13 protein-coding genes are annotated in these 16317 nt (G+C 60.2%); 10 read left to right on the top strand and 3 right to left on the bottom strand.

The genetic code is table 11. The features are described 5' to 3' along the window. Positions 1 to 13: 13 nt before the first annotated feature. Positions 14 to 3034, bottom strand: coding sequence for a molybdopterin-dependent oxidoreductase (locus B5E56_RS01880; protein WP_087388174.1), 3021 nt, complete (start codon positions 3032 to 3034; stop codon positions 14 to 16). A 373-nt stretch (positions 3035 to 3407) separates the two neighbouring features. On the opposite strand from B5E56_RS01880, the gene B5E56_RS01885 reads away from it, so the two are divergent. The 6 genes from B5E56_RS01885 (at position 3408) to B5E56_RS01910 (ending at position 10131) form a co-directional block, all read left to right on the top strand. Continuing rightward, a complete protein-coding gene (locus B5E56_RS01885) occupies positions 3408 to 4109 on the top strand; it encodes a Crp/Fnr family transcriptional regulator (RefSeq protein ID WP_087388176.1) in 702 nt (233 codons plus the stop codon). A gap of 43 nt (positions 4110 to 4152) precedes the next feature. Further along, positions 4153 to 6438 (top strand): xanthine dehydrogenase subunit XdhA, encoded by a 2286-nt coding sequence (xdhA, locus tag B5E56_RS01890; RefSeq protein ID WP_087388178.1) that lies wholly within the window; start codon positions 4153 to 4155, stop codon positions 6436 to 6438. 16 nt (positions 6439 to 6454) lie between these two features. Further along, on the top strand, positions 6455 to 7342 hold the full coding sequence (gene xdhB / locus B5E56_RS01895; RefSeq protein WP_087388180.1) for a xanthine dehydrogenase subunit XdhB: 888 nt from the start codon (positions 6455 to 6457) through the stop codon (positions 7340 to 7342). After that, positions 7335 to 7841: a xanthine dehydrogenase subunit XdhC gene (gene xdhC, locus B5E56_RS01900; RefSeq protein WP_087388182.1), complete on the top strand. Its 507-nt coding sequence runs from the start codon at positions 7335 to 7337 to the stop codon at positions 7839 to 7841. The genes xdhB and xdhC overlap by 8 nt, the downstream gene beginning before the upstream one ends. A 182-nt stretch (positions 7842 to 8023) precedes the next feature. Next, positions 8024 to 9439 (top strand): uracil-xanthine permease family protein, encoded by a 1416-nt coding sequence (locus B5E56_RS01905; protein ID WP_087388184.1) that lies wholly within the window; start codon positions 8024 to 8026, stop codon positions 9437 to 9439. 122 nt (positions 9440 to 9561) lie between these two features. Beyond that, positions 9562 to 10131: a 3'-5' exonuclease gene (locus tag B5E56_RS01910; protein ID WP_087388186.1), complete on the top strand. Its 570-nt coding sequence runs from the start codon at positions 9562 to 9564 to the stop codon at positions 10129 to 10131. A 53-nt stretch (positions 10132 to 10184) separates the two neighbouring features. On the opposite strand, the gene B5E56_RS01915 is transcribed toward B5E56_RS01910, so the two are convergent. Together B5E56_RS01915 and B5E56_RS01920 are read right to left on the bottom strand one after the other, a co-directional pair. Then, positions 10185 to 12020 (bottom strand): alpha/beta hydrolase family protein, encoded by a 1836-nt coding sequence (locus B5E56_RS01915; RefSeq protein WP_143383113.1) that lies wholly within the window; start codon positions 12018 to 12020, stop codon positions 10185 to 10187. A gap of 136 nt (positions 12021 to 12156) precedes the next feature. Next, positions 12157 to 12390, bottom strand: coding sequence for a hypothetical protein (locus B5E56_RS01920; RefSeq protein ID WP_087388189.1), 234 nt, complete (start codon positions 12388 to 12390; stop codon positions 12157 to 12159). Between the two features lie 45 nt (positions 12391 to 12435). Here B5E56_RS01920 and B5E56_RS01925 point away from each other — a divergent pair, with 45 nt between their 5' ends. The 4 genes from B5E56_RS01925 (at position 12436) to B5E56_RS01940 (ending at position 16288) form a co-directional block, all read left to right on the top strand. Continuing rightward, positions 12436 to 13005: a glycerol-3-phosphate responsive antiterminator gene (locus tag B5E56_RS01925; RefSeq protein WP_087388191.1), complete on the top strand. Its 570-nt coding sequence runs from the start codon at positions 12436 to 12438 to the stop codon at positions 13003 to 13005. A gap of 253 nt (positions 13006 to 13258) precedes the next feature. Continuing rightward, on the top strand, positions 13259 to 14695 hold the full coding sequence (locus B5E56_RS01930) for an NAD(P)/FAD-dependent oxidoreductase (protein WP_087388193.1): 1437 nt from the start codon (positions 13259 to 13261) through the stop codon (positions 14693 to 14695). After that, complete coding sequence (locus tag B5E56_RS01935; protein ID WP_087388195.1) at positions 14688 to 15947, top strand: NAD(P)/FAD-dependent oxidoreductase; 1260 nt, start codon at positions 14688 to 14690, stop codon at positions 15945 to 15947. The genes B5E56_RS01930 and B5E56_RS01935 overlap by 8 nt, the downstream gene beginning before the upstream one ends. Continuing rightward, positions 15944 to 16288 carry a DUF1667 domain-containing protein gene (locus B5E56_RS01940; RefSeq protein WP_087271059.1) on the top strand — a complete coding sequence of 115 codons (345 nt, stop codon included), beginning with the start codon at positions 15944 to 15946 and terminating at the stop codon, positions 16286 to 16288. Before B5E56_RS01935 ends, B5E56_RS01940 begins: the two co-directional genes overlap by 4 nt. Positions 16289 to 16317 lie beyond the last annotated feature (29 nt).

Consider the following 16317-nt stretch of genomic DNA (forward strand, 5'->3'; position numbering starts at 1 on the left):
ATCTGCTCCCTCCTTACCCGATGGGGCCGCTGCCCGGCACCGTCACCACCAGCTTGTTGAAATACTTCACCGACGCCCCCTGCACCGTCTCGGCAATGATGCGCAAGGGCCCGCTGCTGTTGCCCGCAGTGCCGGTATAGCCCTCGTGGCTCTCCTCGTCCACCAGGGGCGCGCCGTTGATGGCGTATGCAACGATGATCTTCTTCCGCTGGCCCTCCGGGTCCAGCACCCCCTGCTCCAGTCCGTCCAGGGCAAAGACGCTGAGCAGGTCATTTTTATAGCCGTCGGAGGCATAGGCCGTTACCGACACCGGCTGGTCGATGCCGGGCACCTCCCCCGCCTCCTGGAGCACCAGGCCCCACAGGTCGATGCCCTCGCAGGTGCCCAGCTCCAGCACGGCGTAGTCGTCCCGGACGATAAGGCTGTCCATGGCCTCCAGCTGTTCCACCGTATAGTCCCGGGTCCACTCGTGGTCGTCGTTGCGGATGGTGAGGGTCATGGTGTCGTCCAGAAACTCGCTGTACACATCGCTCATGGCGTGGCTCCAGGTATCCACCTGGTTGGCCGACACCTGGATGGACACCACATTCTCCACCCACAGTTCCCCGTTTTCCGCGTCCTCCCCGTCCATAGGCACCACCAGCTTCAGGGGACCGCCGGTCTCCTCCGTCAGAGGGGCTCCCCCCTGTCCGTCCACCGGACCGGTACCATAGGCCAGCAGAGCGCACACCGGCTGCTTCTCCGGAGCGGCGTAGTTGGTGTAATTGATGCCCTTCAGCAGGGACAGGGGTAGGGTGACGCTGGTGCCGTCAGCAGAGGTTACCGTCACCTCCCCGGCGTTGTTGCACAGTCCCGCCTCGGTGAGCAGCTGATACACAGGGATGCCCCGGTACCGCTGCTGGGTCAGGCCATCCTGATCCAACAGACTGAAATCCATGGTCTTGGCCTGGGTCTGTCGACTCTCCAGCTCCGCCACGGTGAGGGTCAGCTCCTGGGTCAAGCCGGGGCCGGACAGGGTCACGGTCCGGTCCGCCAGAGCGGCGGCCTCCCCCTCCAGATGAGCGTATGGGTCCGGCTCCAGCTCCACTCGAATGGAGGTAACCCCGCAGATCTGCCGTGCCTCCTCCTCCCCTTGGGCGGGCAGCAACACCGTCAGCGGGCCACCCTGGTTGTCCACCCAGTAGGTGGCCGGGTCCTGGCTGTCCGTGGGATACAGGGGCAGGCTCTCGGTGTAGCCCTCATCTCCCGCCGCCCCCACCAGGGGCGCGCCGTTCTTGGCAAAGGCCAGCATGGGCAGCAGGCCGCTCTTGCCGGTGGCGCTGTTATAGCCGGGCAGGAACAGGTCCTCCAGAGACACGGTGACCTCCTCCCCGCCGCCGGAGAAGGTAACTGTTCCCACCGTTCCAGGCAGGCCGGCGTAGTCCATCAGCAGATATTCCAAGCTCACGCCCTCGTAGACGTCGGACTGGTCCGGCTGGTCAGGCCGCTGATAGCGGTCCTTTACCGACGCAGAGGTCCGGTCGGTCCCCTCGCCGTAGACTAGGTTTTCCACCTGGCCCACCGTCAGGGTGCGCTCCAGCAGCTGCTTGCCCGCCTCGTCCACCACCTCCAGCCGGACGGATTCCTCCGCCAGGGCTCTGCAGTCCGGGTCGTTAGAGTACAGGTGGGTCTGATAGAGCACGTCCTCCCCCACAATTACCTGGCTCACATATTGCACCTGGTTAGAGCCGTTGGCGTGGTTGTACTGGGTCTTGCCGAACACCACCCGCATGGGGCCGCCGCTGTTGGCCAGGCCGGACAGATAGCCCTCGTCCCCCCGGTCTACGGTGTAGGGGTAGCGGTTGACGCCGTAGGCCAGCAGCACCGGGTAGCCGGTATCCACCAAATCGGCATTGGTAGGCACATAGCTGCCGTCCCCGGGGTCGGCAGCGTTTTTGTTGTAGAAGCCGAAGGCGTCCGGGTAGGACAGGGCCTCCACCGAGAAGGACTCGGGGGACAGACGGCCGTCGGCAGCCTGGAAGGTAACGATGGTGGTGCGGGATTCCGCCCGTCCCAGCTCCTCAGCGCTGTCCATGCCCAGGTAGCACAGCAGCCGGTACAGGTCCAGCCCCTCATACTCGTTCACATACCAGTAGGCGTTGTTGGCCAGGCTGTAGCTATCCCGCCAGCCCAGTCCGCCCTCCTGGGGCTGCCCATTCTCATCGTAGCGCACCAGGGCCTCCAGCTGGGACACCGTCAGGTCCAGCTCCGCCCCCAGGGCGTCGCCCCGGAAGGTGAGGATGTACTCTCCGTAGTCGGCGCTGCCGTAGGGGCCGCCGTCGTGCTTGTAGCCCGGCTCCTCCCCCTCCCGGACATAGAGGTAGGCCACGTTGGAGAAGGTCTTATAGTCCCCCTCCGCCTCCCACCGATCCAGATCGTACACCAGCCGGAGGCAGCCGTCCTCGTTGTCCAGCTCGTCCACATAGCCCAGGGAGTGCTCCCCCTCCGCCTTGGCGTCAAAGACAAAGGGGGCAGCCAGGGAACCGTCGGTCTTGCCCACCCCGTAGGCTAGCAGGATGGGACGGCCCTCCTGGCTGGCCTGGGCCACCTGGTCCAGCGGAATGACGGCCAGGGTGTTGCGGTTGCAGTCCTTCAGTTCCACATGGGTGGCGGTATCGGTGAGGAAAATGCCACTGTCCCCGCCCGTCATCTCATAGAGCACAGTATACAGGTCCACGCCCTCGTAGATCCGCACGCCGCTGCTGTCCTCGTAGGCCCCCCGGAAGAGGCCCTCCGTCCGGTTCTCCAGTTCCCGGATGGACAGGGGCGTGGAGGACACCACCCCCGGCCCCTCCACCGTCAGGGTAGCCCCGGTGATGGCATCCACATTGTAGGGCAGTTTCTCGTCGTCTGTGACCCCACCGTTGGTGATATGTTTGTACTCCGAGGTGGAAAAGTCAATGGTACTATTGTCGATGTCGGGCAGTTCCTCCCGGCAGCCAGACAGCATTACCGCTGCCAGCAGCAGCATCCCCACCAGCCAGATCCGCTTCATACCAAACCCTCCCCCAACGAAAAAGGGCCTTTGTCACTGCGCAATTCCACAGCGGTCTTCCGCTGCATCTGCATCTCGACAAAGGTCCCATCCATATACCAGTCTCCTTTGCAAAACGAAAGGTCCCGGAAATTAAACTCATTGTATCATTTCATTTTTTGTTTGTCAATGTTACCCTCTCCTCCCGTTTTCGGGAAGTCCCACGTGCACCGCCCCATTCTTTCCTCAACAGATGGGTACGGTTTCATCCACATTCCCGGAGACCTCCAAAGGCAGTTTGACCGCTTTCACAGAAAAAATAAAAAAATAAGACACATGGCCTTTTCTTTTGTAGGAATGTAACGATATAATACAACCAAGGAGGTGCAGTCTTGTGGATATTTTTAAGGAGCTCCCTCCACAGAAACGAAGCTACATGGAGTTTCTGTTCCGGAACTGTACCGAAGAAGTCAAATACTACATGACCCTGATCGATATAGAGGCAGACCGGACCTTTATTAAGGCCGGCACAGAGTGTACTCATATCTTTGTGATCCTCTCCGGCAAGGTGACCGGCGTGGAGTGGCCCATGCACGAGCGGCCCTATTCCTTCAAGGATTTCGGGCCGGGGGACTTTTTTGGTGAGATTGAGTGCTTTGCCGGACTGCCCCAGTACCGCATCAGCATTGTGGCATCCACCAAGTGCCGGGTGCTCTCCATTCCGGCAGACGCCTATATGGACTGGATGCGGATGGACGTGGACGCCCTCTTTCTGCGGACCCAGGAGAATATGAGCCGTCTCATCACCCAGACCGCCGAAGCCCGGAAGTATCTCTTTATGGAGGGCAAGGATCGGCTGATGGTCCATCTGATCCGCAAATTCGAGCAGCGTATCCCTACCCCCCAGCAGCTGGAGCTGAAGCAGACCAGGGCTCAGATCTCGGACGAGATCGGCTTTTCCGTCAAGACCCTGGACCGCAGCATTCAAAAGTTGGAAGAGCTGGGCCTGATCCGGGTCCAGCGAGGCAAAATCATCATCACCGAGGACGGTTACCGACGCATGAAATCTCACATCGAGCATCACGTCAACGGCTGAATCCAGGCCCAGACAATCAACTGACAGACAGGAGGAACGCGCCATGTATGTAGGAAAGAAAGCCACCCGTGTGGACGCCTATGACAAGGTCATCGGGCGCACCAAATATACCGACGATCTGTGCGACAAGGGCGCCTATGTGGCCCAGGTCCTGCACGCCACCATCGCAAACGGCCGGGTGAAGTCCATCGACACTTCCGCGGCGGAAGCCATCCCCGGCGTGGTCAAAGTCTTTACCTGCTTTGACCTGAAGGAGAAGCACTGCTTCCCCACCGCCGGACACCCCTGGTCCACCGATGAGAGCCATCAGGACGTGGCCGACCGGCTGGTGCTCACCGACCGGGTCCGCTTCTACGGCGACGACATCGCCGCGGTGGTGGCGGAGGACGAGGTGTCCGCCGCCCAGGCACTCCGGGCCATCAAAGTGGAGTATGAGGAGTACCCCTTCGTACTGGACGTTCTGGACGCCATGAAGGACGGCGCCCCCCAGCTCCACGAGGCCTATCCCAACAATATTCTCAAGCACACCACCATCCGCAAGGGCAACTACGAGGAGGCCATCAAGGAGCCCGGCCTCATCAAGGTGGAGGGCTGGTATGAGACCCCCACCGTCCAGCACTGCCACATTGAAAACTTCATCTGCTACGCCGAGATGAACGGCGACCGAATCAAAATTGTCACCTCCACCCAGATCCCCCACATCGTCCGCCGGGTGGTGGGCCAGGCTCTGGGCATCGAGTGGGGCAAGATCCAGGTTATCAAGCCCTACATCGGCGGCGGCTTTGGCAACAAGCAGGATGTGCTCTACGAGCCCCTGTGCGCCTGGCTGTGTATGCAGCTGGGCGGCCACCTGGTGAAGCTGGATGTGCCCCGTGAGGACACCTTCGTCTCTACCCGGGTGCGCCACGCCATTCGCAGCCACATCATCTCCTGGGTGCGGCCCGACGGCACCTACGCCGCCCGCAAGCTGGAGGCCTTCTCCGATCAGGGTGCCTACGCCTCCCACGGCCACAGCATCTGCGCCAAGGGCGCCGGCGCCTTCCCCCAGCTCTACCCCTGCGACAACGTGGAGGTGGACGCCTACACCGTCTTTACCAACAAATCGGTGGCCGGCGCCATGCGGGGCTACGGCATTCCCCAGGCCATGTGGGCCGCCGAGTGCCACACCGAGGAGGTTGCCGCCAAGCTGGGTATGGACCCCATCGCCTTCCGGCGGAAGAACCTGATGCCGGTGGGCTATACCGATCCTTTCTCCAAAAACGAGCTGTACGCCGACACCTTCAATCAGTGTATGGACAAGGGCATGGAGGTCACCGACTATCTGCGGAAATATGAGTCCTATCAGAACCAGACCGGCGACATCCGCCGGGGCATCGGCATGGCGGTGTTCTGGTACAACACCGCCGTGTGGCCCATCTCTCTGGAGACCTCCTCCTGCCGGATGGTTCTCAACCAGGACGGCTCCCTCCAGGTCCAGGTGGGCGAAACTGAGATCGGCCAGGGTGCCGACACCGCCTTCTCACAGATGACCGCCGACGTGGTGGGCGTTCCCCTGGACAAGGTCCATGTGGTGTCCTGCCAGGATACCGACGTCACCCCCTTCGGCACCGGCGCTTACGCCTCCCGCCAGACCTACACCGCCGGCTTTGCCATCCGGCAGACCGGTTCCCTGCTGAAAGAGCGCATCCTCAATTACGCCCATGAGCTGACCCGGATGCCTCCCTACAACCTGGACATCATCGACGGCAATATCGTCCGCGTCACCGACAGCCGGGTGCTGATGACTCTGGGCGACCTGGCCACCGAGGCCCTGTACAGCCTGACCCACAGCCAGCACCTCACCGCCGAGAGCACCGCCCAGATCAAATCCAACGCCTACTCCTTCGGCTGTACCTTCGCCGAGGTGGAGGTGGATATCCCCATGTGCAAGGTGAAGCTGCTGGATCTGGTCAACGTCCATGACGCCGGCACCATCATCAACCCCGCTCTGGCGGAGGCCCAGGTCCACGGCGGCATGAGCATGGGCATCGGCTTCGGCCTGTCGGAGAAGCTGCTCTTCGATCCCAAGAGCGGCAAGGCTTTGAACAACAACCTGCTGGACTACAAACTGTCCACCTTTATGGACCACCCCCGGCTGCGGGCCTTCTTCGTGGAGAATCCCGAGCCCACCAGCGCCTTCGGCACCAAAGCTCTGGGCGAGCCGCCCACCTGCTCGGTGGCTCCCGCCATCCGCAACGCCGTCTATCAGGCCACCGGCGTCTTTGTGAACGAGGCGCCCGTCAATCCCCATATCCTCTTCCGCCGTTTCAAGGAAGAGGGACTGATTTGAAAGGAGGCTCCCGGCCATGTATGATATCAAAGCCCTTTACGAGGCAGAGAGCGTAGTTCATGCCGTCCAGCTGCTGCTGGAACATCCCGAGTCCCAGATCATTGCCGGAGGCAGCGACGTGCTGGTCCAGATCCGGGAGGGCAAGCGGGCCGGCAAGGAGCTGGTCAGCATCTATGGTCTGGACGAACTGCGGGGGGTGTCCTTTGAGGAGGATGGCGCCATCCGCATCGGCTCCCTCACCAGCTTCTCCCACATCACCAAGGACCCCATCATCCAGGCCCACATCAATGTGCTGGGTCAGGCGGTGGACCAGGTGGGCGGTCCCCAGATCCGCAACATCGGCACCATCGGCGGCAACACCTGTAACGGCGTCACCTCCGCCGACTCGGCCTCCACCCTGTTCGCCTGGGACGCCATCATCGAGATCACCGGACCGGAGGGCGTGCGGCGCATCCCCATCCAGGACTTCTACATCAAGGCCGGTCAGGTAGACCTGCGCCCCGGCGAACTCCAGACCGCCATTCTCATCCCCAAGGCCGCCTATGAGGGCTACGAGGGCCATTACATCAAGTACGCCATGCGCAACGCCATGGACATCGCCACCACCGGCTGCTCGGTGAATGTGAAGCTGTCGGCGGACAAGAGCACCATGGAGGACGTCCGTATCGCCTACGGCGTGGCGGGACCGGTTCCCATGCGGGCTGTCACCGCTGAGGCATATGCCAAAGGCAAGCCCACCACCAAGGCAGAGATCAAGGCCTTTGCCCAAACCGTGCTGGAGGACATCAATCCCCGTGACAGCTGGCGAGCCGCCAAAGACTTCCGCCAGCACATTGCCGTGGCCCTGGCCGAGCGGGCCCTGACCGAATCCATTCGTCTGGCAGGAGGTGTGATCCATGAGTAATCAGTATAAGCTGGTCCGCTGCACCATCAACGGCAAGCAGGTGGAGAAGATGGTCGATGTTCGTGCCTCCCTCACCGATATGCTGCGGGACGACTACCGGCTCACCAGCATCAAAAAGGGCTGCGAGGTAGGCGAGTGCGGCGCCTGCAACGTGCTGGTCAACGGGGAGTGCTTCAACTCCTGCATCTATCTGGCAGTGTGGGCCGACGGCAAGGAGATCCTCACCCTGGAGGGGCTGGCCGGCCCCAACGGTGAGATCTCCGACATCCAGCAGGCCTTCATCGACGAGGCTGCCGTCCAGTGCGGCTTCTGCACCCCCGGCTTCATCATGAGCGCCGCCGAGATCCTGGAGTCCGGCAGGGAGTACTCCGATGACGAGATCCGCAAGCTCATGTCGGGCCACCTGTGCCGGTGCACCGGATATGAGAATATCTTCCGGGCGGTGAAAAAGACCATGCTTCGCCGTCTGGGCAAAAATGCCGAGGCCGACGCCGTGTAATCCTATTGTCCCAAAGCCAGGTATCCCCTGATTCCTATGTTGCGCCCCTTCGGTCCTGTTGATTTGCCATAATGTTTCTGAAACAATTCGGCCTCAGACCGAAGGGGTTTTTTACACCCTTTTGTGCAAAAAAATATGCATTTGAAATAATTATTTTTTATTTTGCAAGTGAGGTGTCAAGGATGGAAAACAAGGAAGCACAAGTCAAAACCGTCAGCGAAGACAACATCTACCGACTGAACGGGCGGGTCCCCCTGTCTAAGGCCATCCCCTTTGGCCTGCAGCACGTTCTGGCCATGTTTGTAGCCAACCTGGCGCCGGTGCTCATCGTGTGCAGCGCCGCCGTCGTGCGGGGAACGGATTCCCATCTCACTCCCGCGGAGATCACCCAACTGCTCCAGTGCGCTATGTTCGCCGCCGGCATCGGCACCTGTTTACAGCTCTATCCCATCTGGAAGATCGGCTCTAAGCTGCCCATCGTCATGGGCGTCAGCTTTACCTTCCTGGGCAGCCTGCTCATGATCTGCACCAATCCCGCTCTGGGCTATGAAGGTATGGTGGGTGCCGTCATCTTAGGCGGTATCTTCGAGGGTCTGGTGGGTTTAAGCGCAAAGTATTGGAAGCGCTTCCTCACCCCCGTGGTATCCGCCTGCGTGGTCATCGCCATCGGTCTGTCTCTGTTGTCGGTGGGCATGGACTCCTGGGGCGGCGGCAATGGCGTGGCCGACTTTGGCGCCTGGTACCATCTGGCTATCGGTACCTTTACCCTAGTGGTGTGTCTGGTGTCCCGCTACTGCCTGAAGGGCGTCTACAAGAACCTGAACATCCTGGTGGGTCTGATCGTGGGCTATCTGGCCTCCGCTATTCTGACTGTGACGGGAGTGGCCCCTATGGTGGACTTTTCCGGCATCCAGAAGACCATCGGCGAAGTGGGCTTCTTCAGCCTGCCCAAGCTGGTGTTCTTCACCAGCCACACCCCCGTTTTTGACATTGGCGCTTTCTTTACCATCGCCATTGTGTTCCTGGTTTCCGCTGCGGAGACCACCGGCGCCACCGCTGCCGTGGCCCAGGGAGCGCTGGGACGTGACCTGAAGATCGAGGAGCTCCAGGGCTCCCTGGCGGTAGACGGCTTCTCCAGCTCCATCTCCGGCTGCTTCGGCTGCCTGCCCCTCACCTCCTTCAGCCAGAATGTGGGTCTGGTGACCATGACCGGCGTCATCAATCGCTTCACCATTCTTATGGGCGCTCTGATCCTGATTCTGGCCTCCCTCTTCCCCCCGCTGGGCGCCTTCTTCAACTCCCTGCCCCAGTCGGTACTGGGCGGCTGCACCGTCATGATGTTCGGCTCCATCATGTATGAGGGCATCAAGATGCTCAAGGAGTGCGTGTTCAACGACCGCACCATGATCATCGTCTCCCTCTCCTTCTGCATCGGCATCGGCCTGACCCAGACCTCCGGCAACTTCTTCGCCGCCTTCCCCCCTGCGGTGGGCGACATCTTCAACGGCAACGCCGTGGCCGGCGTGTTCGTGGTCTCCCTGCTGCTCAGCCTGATCCTCCCCAAGGACAAGACGGAAGAGACCTCTGCAAAAAAATAATTGCCTCCATACAAACGCGGGGCCCGCACATTCGTGTGCGGGCCCCGTTTGACCTTCTTGTCTTTTTTTCAAAAAGCCGGTATGATAGCGGCAGGAAAATACCGCAGAGAAGAGGGACAACTATGACAGACCGGTACATTGCCTTTGATGTGGAAACCCCCAACTACGCCAATAACCGCATGAGCGCCATCGGTATCACCGTTATAGACAATGGCACTGTAGTACAGGAATATTACTCACTGGTAGATCCGGAAGCTCATTTTGACGCCTTCAATATTTCACTGACGGGGATCACACCGGAGATGGTAGCAGGAAAGCCGGCCTTTCCGGCGCTGTGGCAGGAGATCAAACCTATTATGGAAAGCGGCCTGCTCATTGCCCATAACGCACCCTTTGATCTGTCGGTGCTGGCTAAATGTCTGCGGGACTACGGCATAATCTGGCAGCCCACAGTCCCCTACGCCTGTACCTGTCAGATGAGCCGCCGCCTGCTCCCTCAGCTGCCCAACCACAGGCTGAATACCCTGTGTGATTACCTGGCCCTGGAGCTGGACCACCATCACGCCGGCAGCGACAGCCGGGCCTGCGGAGAGGTCCTGCTCCACTGCCTGAACAACGGCGGTAAAATAGCACCTTTTATCCGTACTTACGACCTCCTCCGCGTCCGCACCCTCTCTTCAAGATCCACTTAAAATTGCAACACCCCCGGAGGTAATCTCCGGGGGTGTTGTCCGTGGTTCAGGAGTTAGGTGGGGGACCAGGTCAGGGTATTGCTGCAGCTGATCATGGTAACGATGATGCCCAGGATGATACCGGGCAGATAGGGGTTGTTGGTTGCCCGGTAGATCTTGCGGGAGATGATGGCCGCCACAGACAGGACCACCAGCATGGGGAAGAGCCAGACCACCTGCATATTGGCGTCTCGGAACATCAGGTCCCCGCCGGCAAAGAAGGGCAGGTACTGCATCAGCAGCAGGACCACCGCGGGAAGGACCGCGGCCACCGCCACGATGGTGGTGTTGATCCAGCGATGCTTGCCGCCGATATCATTGTAGTTGAAGCAGTTGAGCGCCACGGAGTTGCCCACATAGTAGACCAGGAAGAATATCGCATAGGGGAACACCGCCACGGCAACCTTGTCAACCGCAAAGGTCTTGACGGCCAGTACCCAGATGCGGAAGTCCGCCTTGAAGAAGTAGTCGGTGAAGAACACGCAGCCGAAGGCTACGCAGATCACGATGGCAGCCAGCAGGATGGTCTTGCCCAGCTGGGGCAGGGAGATCCTGACACCGACTTCTTTCAGGTTCAGGCCGTTCTTCTTTCCAAAGGCGAAATAGCTGACCACCATGCTCAGGATGGCAAACAGGCCGCAGGCCGCCGCCCACAGGCACACGCCCCAGGGGGAACTCTGAGGCCAGCCGTCATAGAATACGGTAAAGGTCTTGGCATTGAGCATGATGGGGATGTACACAGCAGACCCAAAGATGGCACCCAGGAGCAGGCTGCCCCAGAACCATGCCTTACCCTTGCCGGAGACCGCTCTGGGCGCCACCGGCTCTTCTCTGCCCAGGCTGGCAAAGAAGGGGGTCTTCACCATCAGCAGAGTGAAGCAGGTGATGAACATACCGAAACCGATGAGACCCACCAGATTGAAGGCCTCTTTGACCTGCCAGATCTGATCGTCGGCAGGAAGCGGATTGGGCGCGCCCAGAGTCTCCTCAAAGAAGCTGATAACGGCGCTAGTAGCCCGCTGGCTGAAGTGGGCCCAGGGATGGGTGATGGCAGGGTTGTAGATCACGCGGACAGCTTCCCGTCCATCGATGGTCTCATAGTACACCGTATCAGCCTGCCGCAGCTCCTGGCCCGTGGGATCGGTACCAAAATACAGGAAGGACTGAGCATTGTTGTACTGCACGTAGTCCTTGGGCAGGGTGGTATTTCCATTTTCATCGGTATCCTGCATAAAGAACTCATCGTACTGTGCCGCCATGATACCCGCGTCACGGCTGCCATAGATATTGGTCCAGGCGCCGTCGGCATCCACATAAGTAGCATCGGCACAGTTGAGCAGCACGGCGGAAATCAGCTGTTCCTCTGCCTGATTATCCAGCTCGATAGCAGCGTTGCAGGACATACCGCCCATGGAGTGACCGGTGATGCCGATACGGCTCTTGTCCACATAGGGCAGGTCGGCCAGCACCTTTACCGATTGATACAGGCCGGAGGTCACCAATCCCACGTTGTTTACGTTATCCGACTCACCGTGAGAAGGCATATCCTGCGCCAACACCACATAGCCCCGACGGGCCAGCTCCACGAAGTTGGCGTCCTGCATTCCCTTATTGTTGTACATACCATGGCTGGTCACGATGCCGGGAGCGGGATTTTCCGCTGTGGCCCCGTCAGGAATGAAGAGCCAGCCATCCATGGCGAATCCGCTGTCCGTTTCCCAGTGGAGTTCCTTGATGGTAATGCTGCCTCCGCCGGTCTGGATCACCATGGTAGCTACCGCGCTCACCAGCATCAAAATAATAGAAATACATAGGATAATCGCAGTTTTCCTTGTCTTACTTTTGGACATTGAGACAACCTCCTTTTCCTACTCAAAGCATACCTCTGACGAACCCTCTTTTCCCGCACCCCCTCAGCGCAAAAAAACACGACCGTCCTTCCGACAGTCGCGCTTCTCAATCACTCATGCGCATTATGAAATTGAATTACTGTACTAAAACTGTTTTCAACATACCAGATGCACGAGTGACTGTCAAGTAGTCTAGATATTTTTTGTCAGTTTTGTATAAACTGGGCATATCAATTTTGGTTCTCTCTGCAAAATTTGATTTTTCCCGCCTCCTCTCTTGCATTTCTGGTTTCAGCCTGTTATTATGAAACTGTCCTCTGTGCAGAAGAGTGATAGAGTGCGCAAGGCAGCCAGCGGTTGCTTTGCGCATTTTTATGTCCTCCCGCTGTATGGGAGCCGAAACGAGGCGATGACCATGAATTGCACAAGCTTACTGGAGCTGCTGGCCGATGGGCCGGTTATCGCCGCGGTAAAGGACGACGCCGGACTGGAGGCCGCGCTGGAAAGTGATGTGGCTGTACTTTTTCTACTCTACGGTGATATCCTGACCATCGGCGAAAAGGTAGCCCGCATCCATCAGGCTGATAAGAAGGCCTTTGTCCATCTGGATCTCATCGACGGACTATCCGCCCGGGAGATCTCCGCCGACTTTATTGCCCGGTATACCGCCGCCGACGGTGTGATCTCCACCAAGGCCTCCCTTACCAAGCGGGCCAGGGAACTGGGGCTGGTGGCCATCCAGCGGGTCTTTTTGCTGGACTCCATGGCCCTGAAGAACGTGGAGCGCCATTTCTCCCAGGAATCCGCTGACTTAGTGGAGGTACTGCCCGGCCTGATGCCCAAGATTATCCGTCAGCTGTGCCAGACCACCGGAAAGCCCATCATCGCCGGCGGTCTGATCTCCGACAAGGAGGATGTAACAGGCGCTCTGGGCGCCGGTGCAGTAGCGGTGTCCTCCACCAACCCAGCTGTCTGGGCCATGTAAAATCAGATACTATTGTTTCCAGAGTATGAGAGTGAAACAAAGCTACCCCGCCGGGGCGGCTTTGTTTTGCTCTTTTTTGCTATGAAAAAGCATAGCAAAATTGGCCATGTGCCGCTTTCAGCGGCACGGCCATAAAATCAAAGCGCATGGGCCGGGACGGTCCATATGCTCATAAACTTCATGCGCCACAAGCCTTTGCCCGTTTTCGTGGTGCGCTCTTGGCGTATGAAGTTTCATGCCAGGAGGTTTTATTATGTATGACGTTCTCATTATTGGCTGCGGCATTACCGGCGCGGCGGCCGCCTTCCAGTTCTCCCGCTATCGTCTGAACGTAGCTGTTCTGGAGCGGGAAAATGACGTAGCCGACGGCACCACCAAGGCAAACTCCGCCATTCTCCATGCCGGATATGACCCCGAGCCTGGCACGCTTATGGCCAAACTCAACGTACGGGGTGCCGCCCTGGCAAAAGAACTGTGTGCCAAGCTGGACGTACCCTACCGGCAGTGCGGCTCCTTCGTGCTGGCCTTCTCCCCGGAGGAGGAGGCCACCCTCCGTGCTCTCCAGCAGCGTGGCCAGGACAACGGCGTGCCCGGCTTGGAAGTGCTCACCGGCGATCAGGCCAGGGCCATGGACCCCAACCTTTCCTCCCAGGTGACCGCCGCGCTCTGGGCCCCTACCGCCGCCATCTGTTCCCCCTGGGAATACTGCCTGGCTCTGGCAGAGACCGCCGTACGCAACGGCGCCGACCTCCGGCTGGACACCGCCGTCACCGGTCTGGAACGGCTGGAGGACGGCTGGCTGGTCCACACCAACCAGGGTGATTTCCGCAGTCGGTATGTGATCAACGCCGCTGGTGTATCCGCCCAGACCATCCATGAGATGGCGGCTCCCGCCAGCTTTACCATCCATCCCTCCCGGGGTCAGTATTTCCTGCTGGACAAGAGCGAGGGGGACCGGGTGGGCCATGTGATCTTCCAGTGCCCCGGTCCCAGCGGTAAGGGCGTGCTGGCGGCCCCCACCGTCCACGGCAACCTGATCGTGGGTCCCAATGCCGACCCAGTCCCCGATGACGACGTGGGCACCACTTCCGACGGGCTGTCCTATGTGCGGAATACCGCCCTCAAGTCCGTGCCCTCGGTCAACTTCCGGGAGTCTATCCGCAACTTTGCCGGCGTGCGAGCCTCCACCGACCGTGGAGATTTTATCATCGAACTGGCTGCCCCCGGCTTTCTGGATCTGGCAGGCATCTGCTCCCCCGGTCTCACCGCCGCCCCAGCCATTGCGGAATATGCCGCCCAGCTGCTGGAGCGGGACGGGCTGGTGCTGGAAGAAAAGCAGACCTACTGCTGTCAGCGCCGCCGGGTCCGCTTCCACGACCTGTCCCCGGCGGAAAAGGCACGGCTGGTGGAGCAGGACCCGGCCTACGGCCGTGTCATCTGCCGGTGTGAGACCATTACCGAAGGGGAGATTCTGGACGCCCTCCGCAGTCCCATCCCGCCCCGCTCGGTGGACGGGGTAAAGCGCCGGGTGGGCGCCGGCATGGGCCGCTGCCAGGGCGGCTTCTGCGGGCCCCGGGTGGTGGAGATCCTGGCCCGGGAGCAGCAGGTCAGTCCCGGCACCATTGTACAGGATAAAGCGGGCAGCTGGCTGCTGGCAAGCCAGACGAAGGGAGGCAGTGACCATGTATGATCTGATCGTAATCGGCGGCGGCCCGGCTGGGCTGGCAGCCGCCTGTGCCGCCTGGGAGAAGGGCCTGAAGCATATCCTCATTGTGGAGCGGGACAAGGAACTGGGCGGCATCCTGAACCAGTGCATCCACAACGGCTTTGGCTTGCATTATTTTAAAGAGGAACTCACCGGACCGGAATACGCCGGACGGTTTATCAAGATGCTGGAGGACACCGGCGTGGAGGTGCGGCTGGACACCATGGTGCTCACCGTCACAGAGAACCGGCAGGTCCATATGGTGGGCAAGGATACCGGCTATCGCATTGAAGAGGCCAAGGCCATCATCCTGGCCATGGGCTGCCGGGAGCGTACCCGGGGAGCCATCGCCATCCCCGGTCAGCGGCCTGCCGGCGTCTTTACCGCCGGAGCGGCCCAGCGATACGTCAACATGGAGGGCTGGCTGCCGGGACGACGGGTGGTTATTTTGGGCAGCGGTGACATTGGCCTCATCATGGCCCGCCGCATGACTCTGGAAGGTGCCAAAGTATTGGCCTGTGTGGAAGTCATGCCCTACTCCGGCGGTCTGAACCGGAACATCGTCCAGTGTCTCCATGACTACGATATTCCCCTCTACCTCTCCCACACCGTCACCGACATCCGCGGCCGGGACCGGGTGGAGCAGGTGGTGGTTTCCCAGGTGGATGAACGCCGCCAGCCCATTCCCGGCACCGAGATGATATTCGACTGCGATACCCTGCTGCTGTCGGTGGGCCTGATCCCGGAAAATGAGCTGACCCGCCAGGCGGGCATCGCCATCGATCCCCGCACCAATGGGGCGGTGGTCTATGAGAATATGGAGACCTCCCTCCCCGGCGTGTTTGCCTGTGGCAACGTGGCCCACGTCCATGATCTGGTGGACTTTGTTACCGCCGAGAGCCAGCGAGCAGGCGCGGCTGCGGCAGACTACGTCCTGGGCTCAGCCCCCTCCGATCCCGCCGCGCTGGAGGTACACACCGGTGACGGCGTGACCTACACCGTACCCCAGCACATCCGGCCCAACCGGGTGGCAAAAAATTGTGACCTTTTCTTCCGGGTCAACCGAATCTGTGGGGACAGTCAGATCCTTGTCAAGTCGGGGGATACTCTCATTGCCCGATTCCCCCGGGATCATCTGGCCCCCGGTGAGATGGAGCACATCGTTCTGCCTAAGGTCCTGCTGGAGCGGGCCTCGGAAGCCATTACCGTATCCATTCAGGAGGTGGAGTCCAAATGAAAGAACTGATCTGCATTGTCTGCCCCAAGGGCTGCCACCTGAAGGTCGACGAGGAACAGGATTACCGGGTAACCGGAAATGGCTGTCCACGGGGCGAAGAATATGGTAAAATGGAGCTGACTCATCCCACACGGGTGGTCACCTCCACCGTCCGCTGCACCGGCGGGGCCCATCCCCGCTGCCCGGTCAAGACAGACGCGCCCATTCCTAAGGCGCTGATCATGCAGGCGGTCCGTTGTCTGGACGGGGTGGAGCTGACCGCACCGATTCATACCGGCGACATCGTGGTGCCCAACGTCTGCGGCACCGGCGTTTCCTTTGTAGCCACACGCGATCTGTGACCGCAGCGCTGCGGAATATCGGGAGGCAT

Source organism: Flavonifractor sp. An112, assembly GCF_002161085.1.
GTDB lineage: Bacteria > Bacillota > Clostridia > Oscillospirales > Oscillospiraceae > Flavonifractor > Flavonifractor avicola.

Coding starts and splice junctions, on each gene's coding strand:
- B5E56_RS01880 (WP_087388174.1), bottom strand. CDS start 3,034: ATGAAGCGGATCTGGCTGGTGGGGATGCTGCTGCTGGCAGCGGTAATG.
- xdhA (WP_087388178.1), top strand. CDS start 4,153: ATGTATGTAGGAAAGAAAGCCACCCGTGTGGACGCCTATGACAAGGTC.
- xdhB (WP_087388180.1), top strand. CDS start 6,455: ATGTATGATATCAAAGCCCTTTACGAGGCAGAGAGCGTAGTTCATGCC.
- xdhC (WP_087388182.1), top strand. CDS start 7,335: ATGAGTAATCAGTATAAGCTGGTCCGCTGCACCATCAACGGCAAGCAG.
- B5E56_RS01905 (WP_087388184.1), top strand. CDS start 8,024: ATGGAAAACAAGGAAGCACAAGTCAAAACCGTCAGCGAAGACAACATC.
- B5E56_RS01910 (WP_087388186.1), top strand. CDS start 9,562: ATGACAGACCGGTACATTGCCTTTGATGTGGAAACCCCCAACTACGCC.
- B5E56_RS01915 (WP_143383113.1), bottom strand. CDS start 12,020: ATGTCCAAAAGTAAGACAAGGAAAACTGCGATTATCCTATGTATTTCT.
- B5E56_RS01920 (WP_087388189.1), bottom strand. CDS start 12,390: ATGCGCAAAGCAACCGCTGGCTGCCTTGCGCACTCTATCACTCTTCTG.
- B5E56_RS01925 (WP_087388191.1), top strand. CDS start 12,436: ATGAATTGCACAAGCTTACTGGAGCTGCTGGCCGATGGGCCGGTTATC.
- B5E56_RS01930 (WP_087388193.1), top strand. CDS start 13,259: ATGTATGACGTTCTCATTATTGGCTGCGGCATTACCGGCGCGGCGGCC.
- B5E56_RS01935 (WP_087388195.1), top strand. CDS start 14,688: ATGTATGATCTGATCGTAATCGGCGGCGGCCCGGCTGGGCTGGCAGCC.
- B5E56_RS01940 (WP_087271059.1), top strand. CDS start 15,944: ATGAAAGAACTGATCTGCATTGTCTGCCCCAAGGGCTGCCACCTGAAG.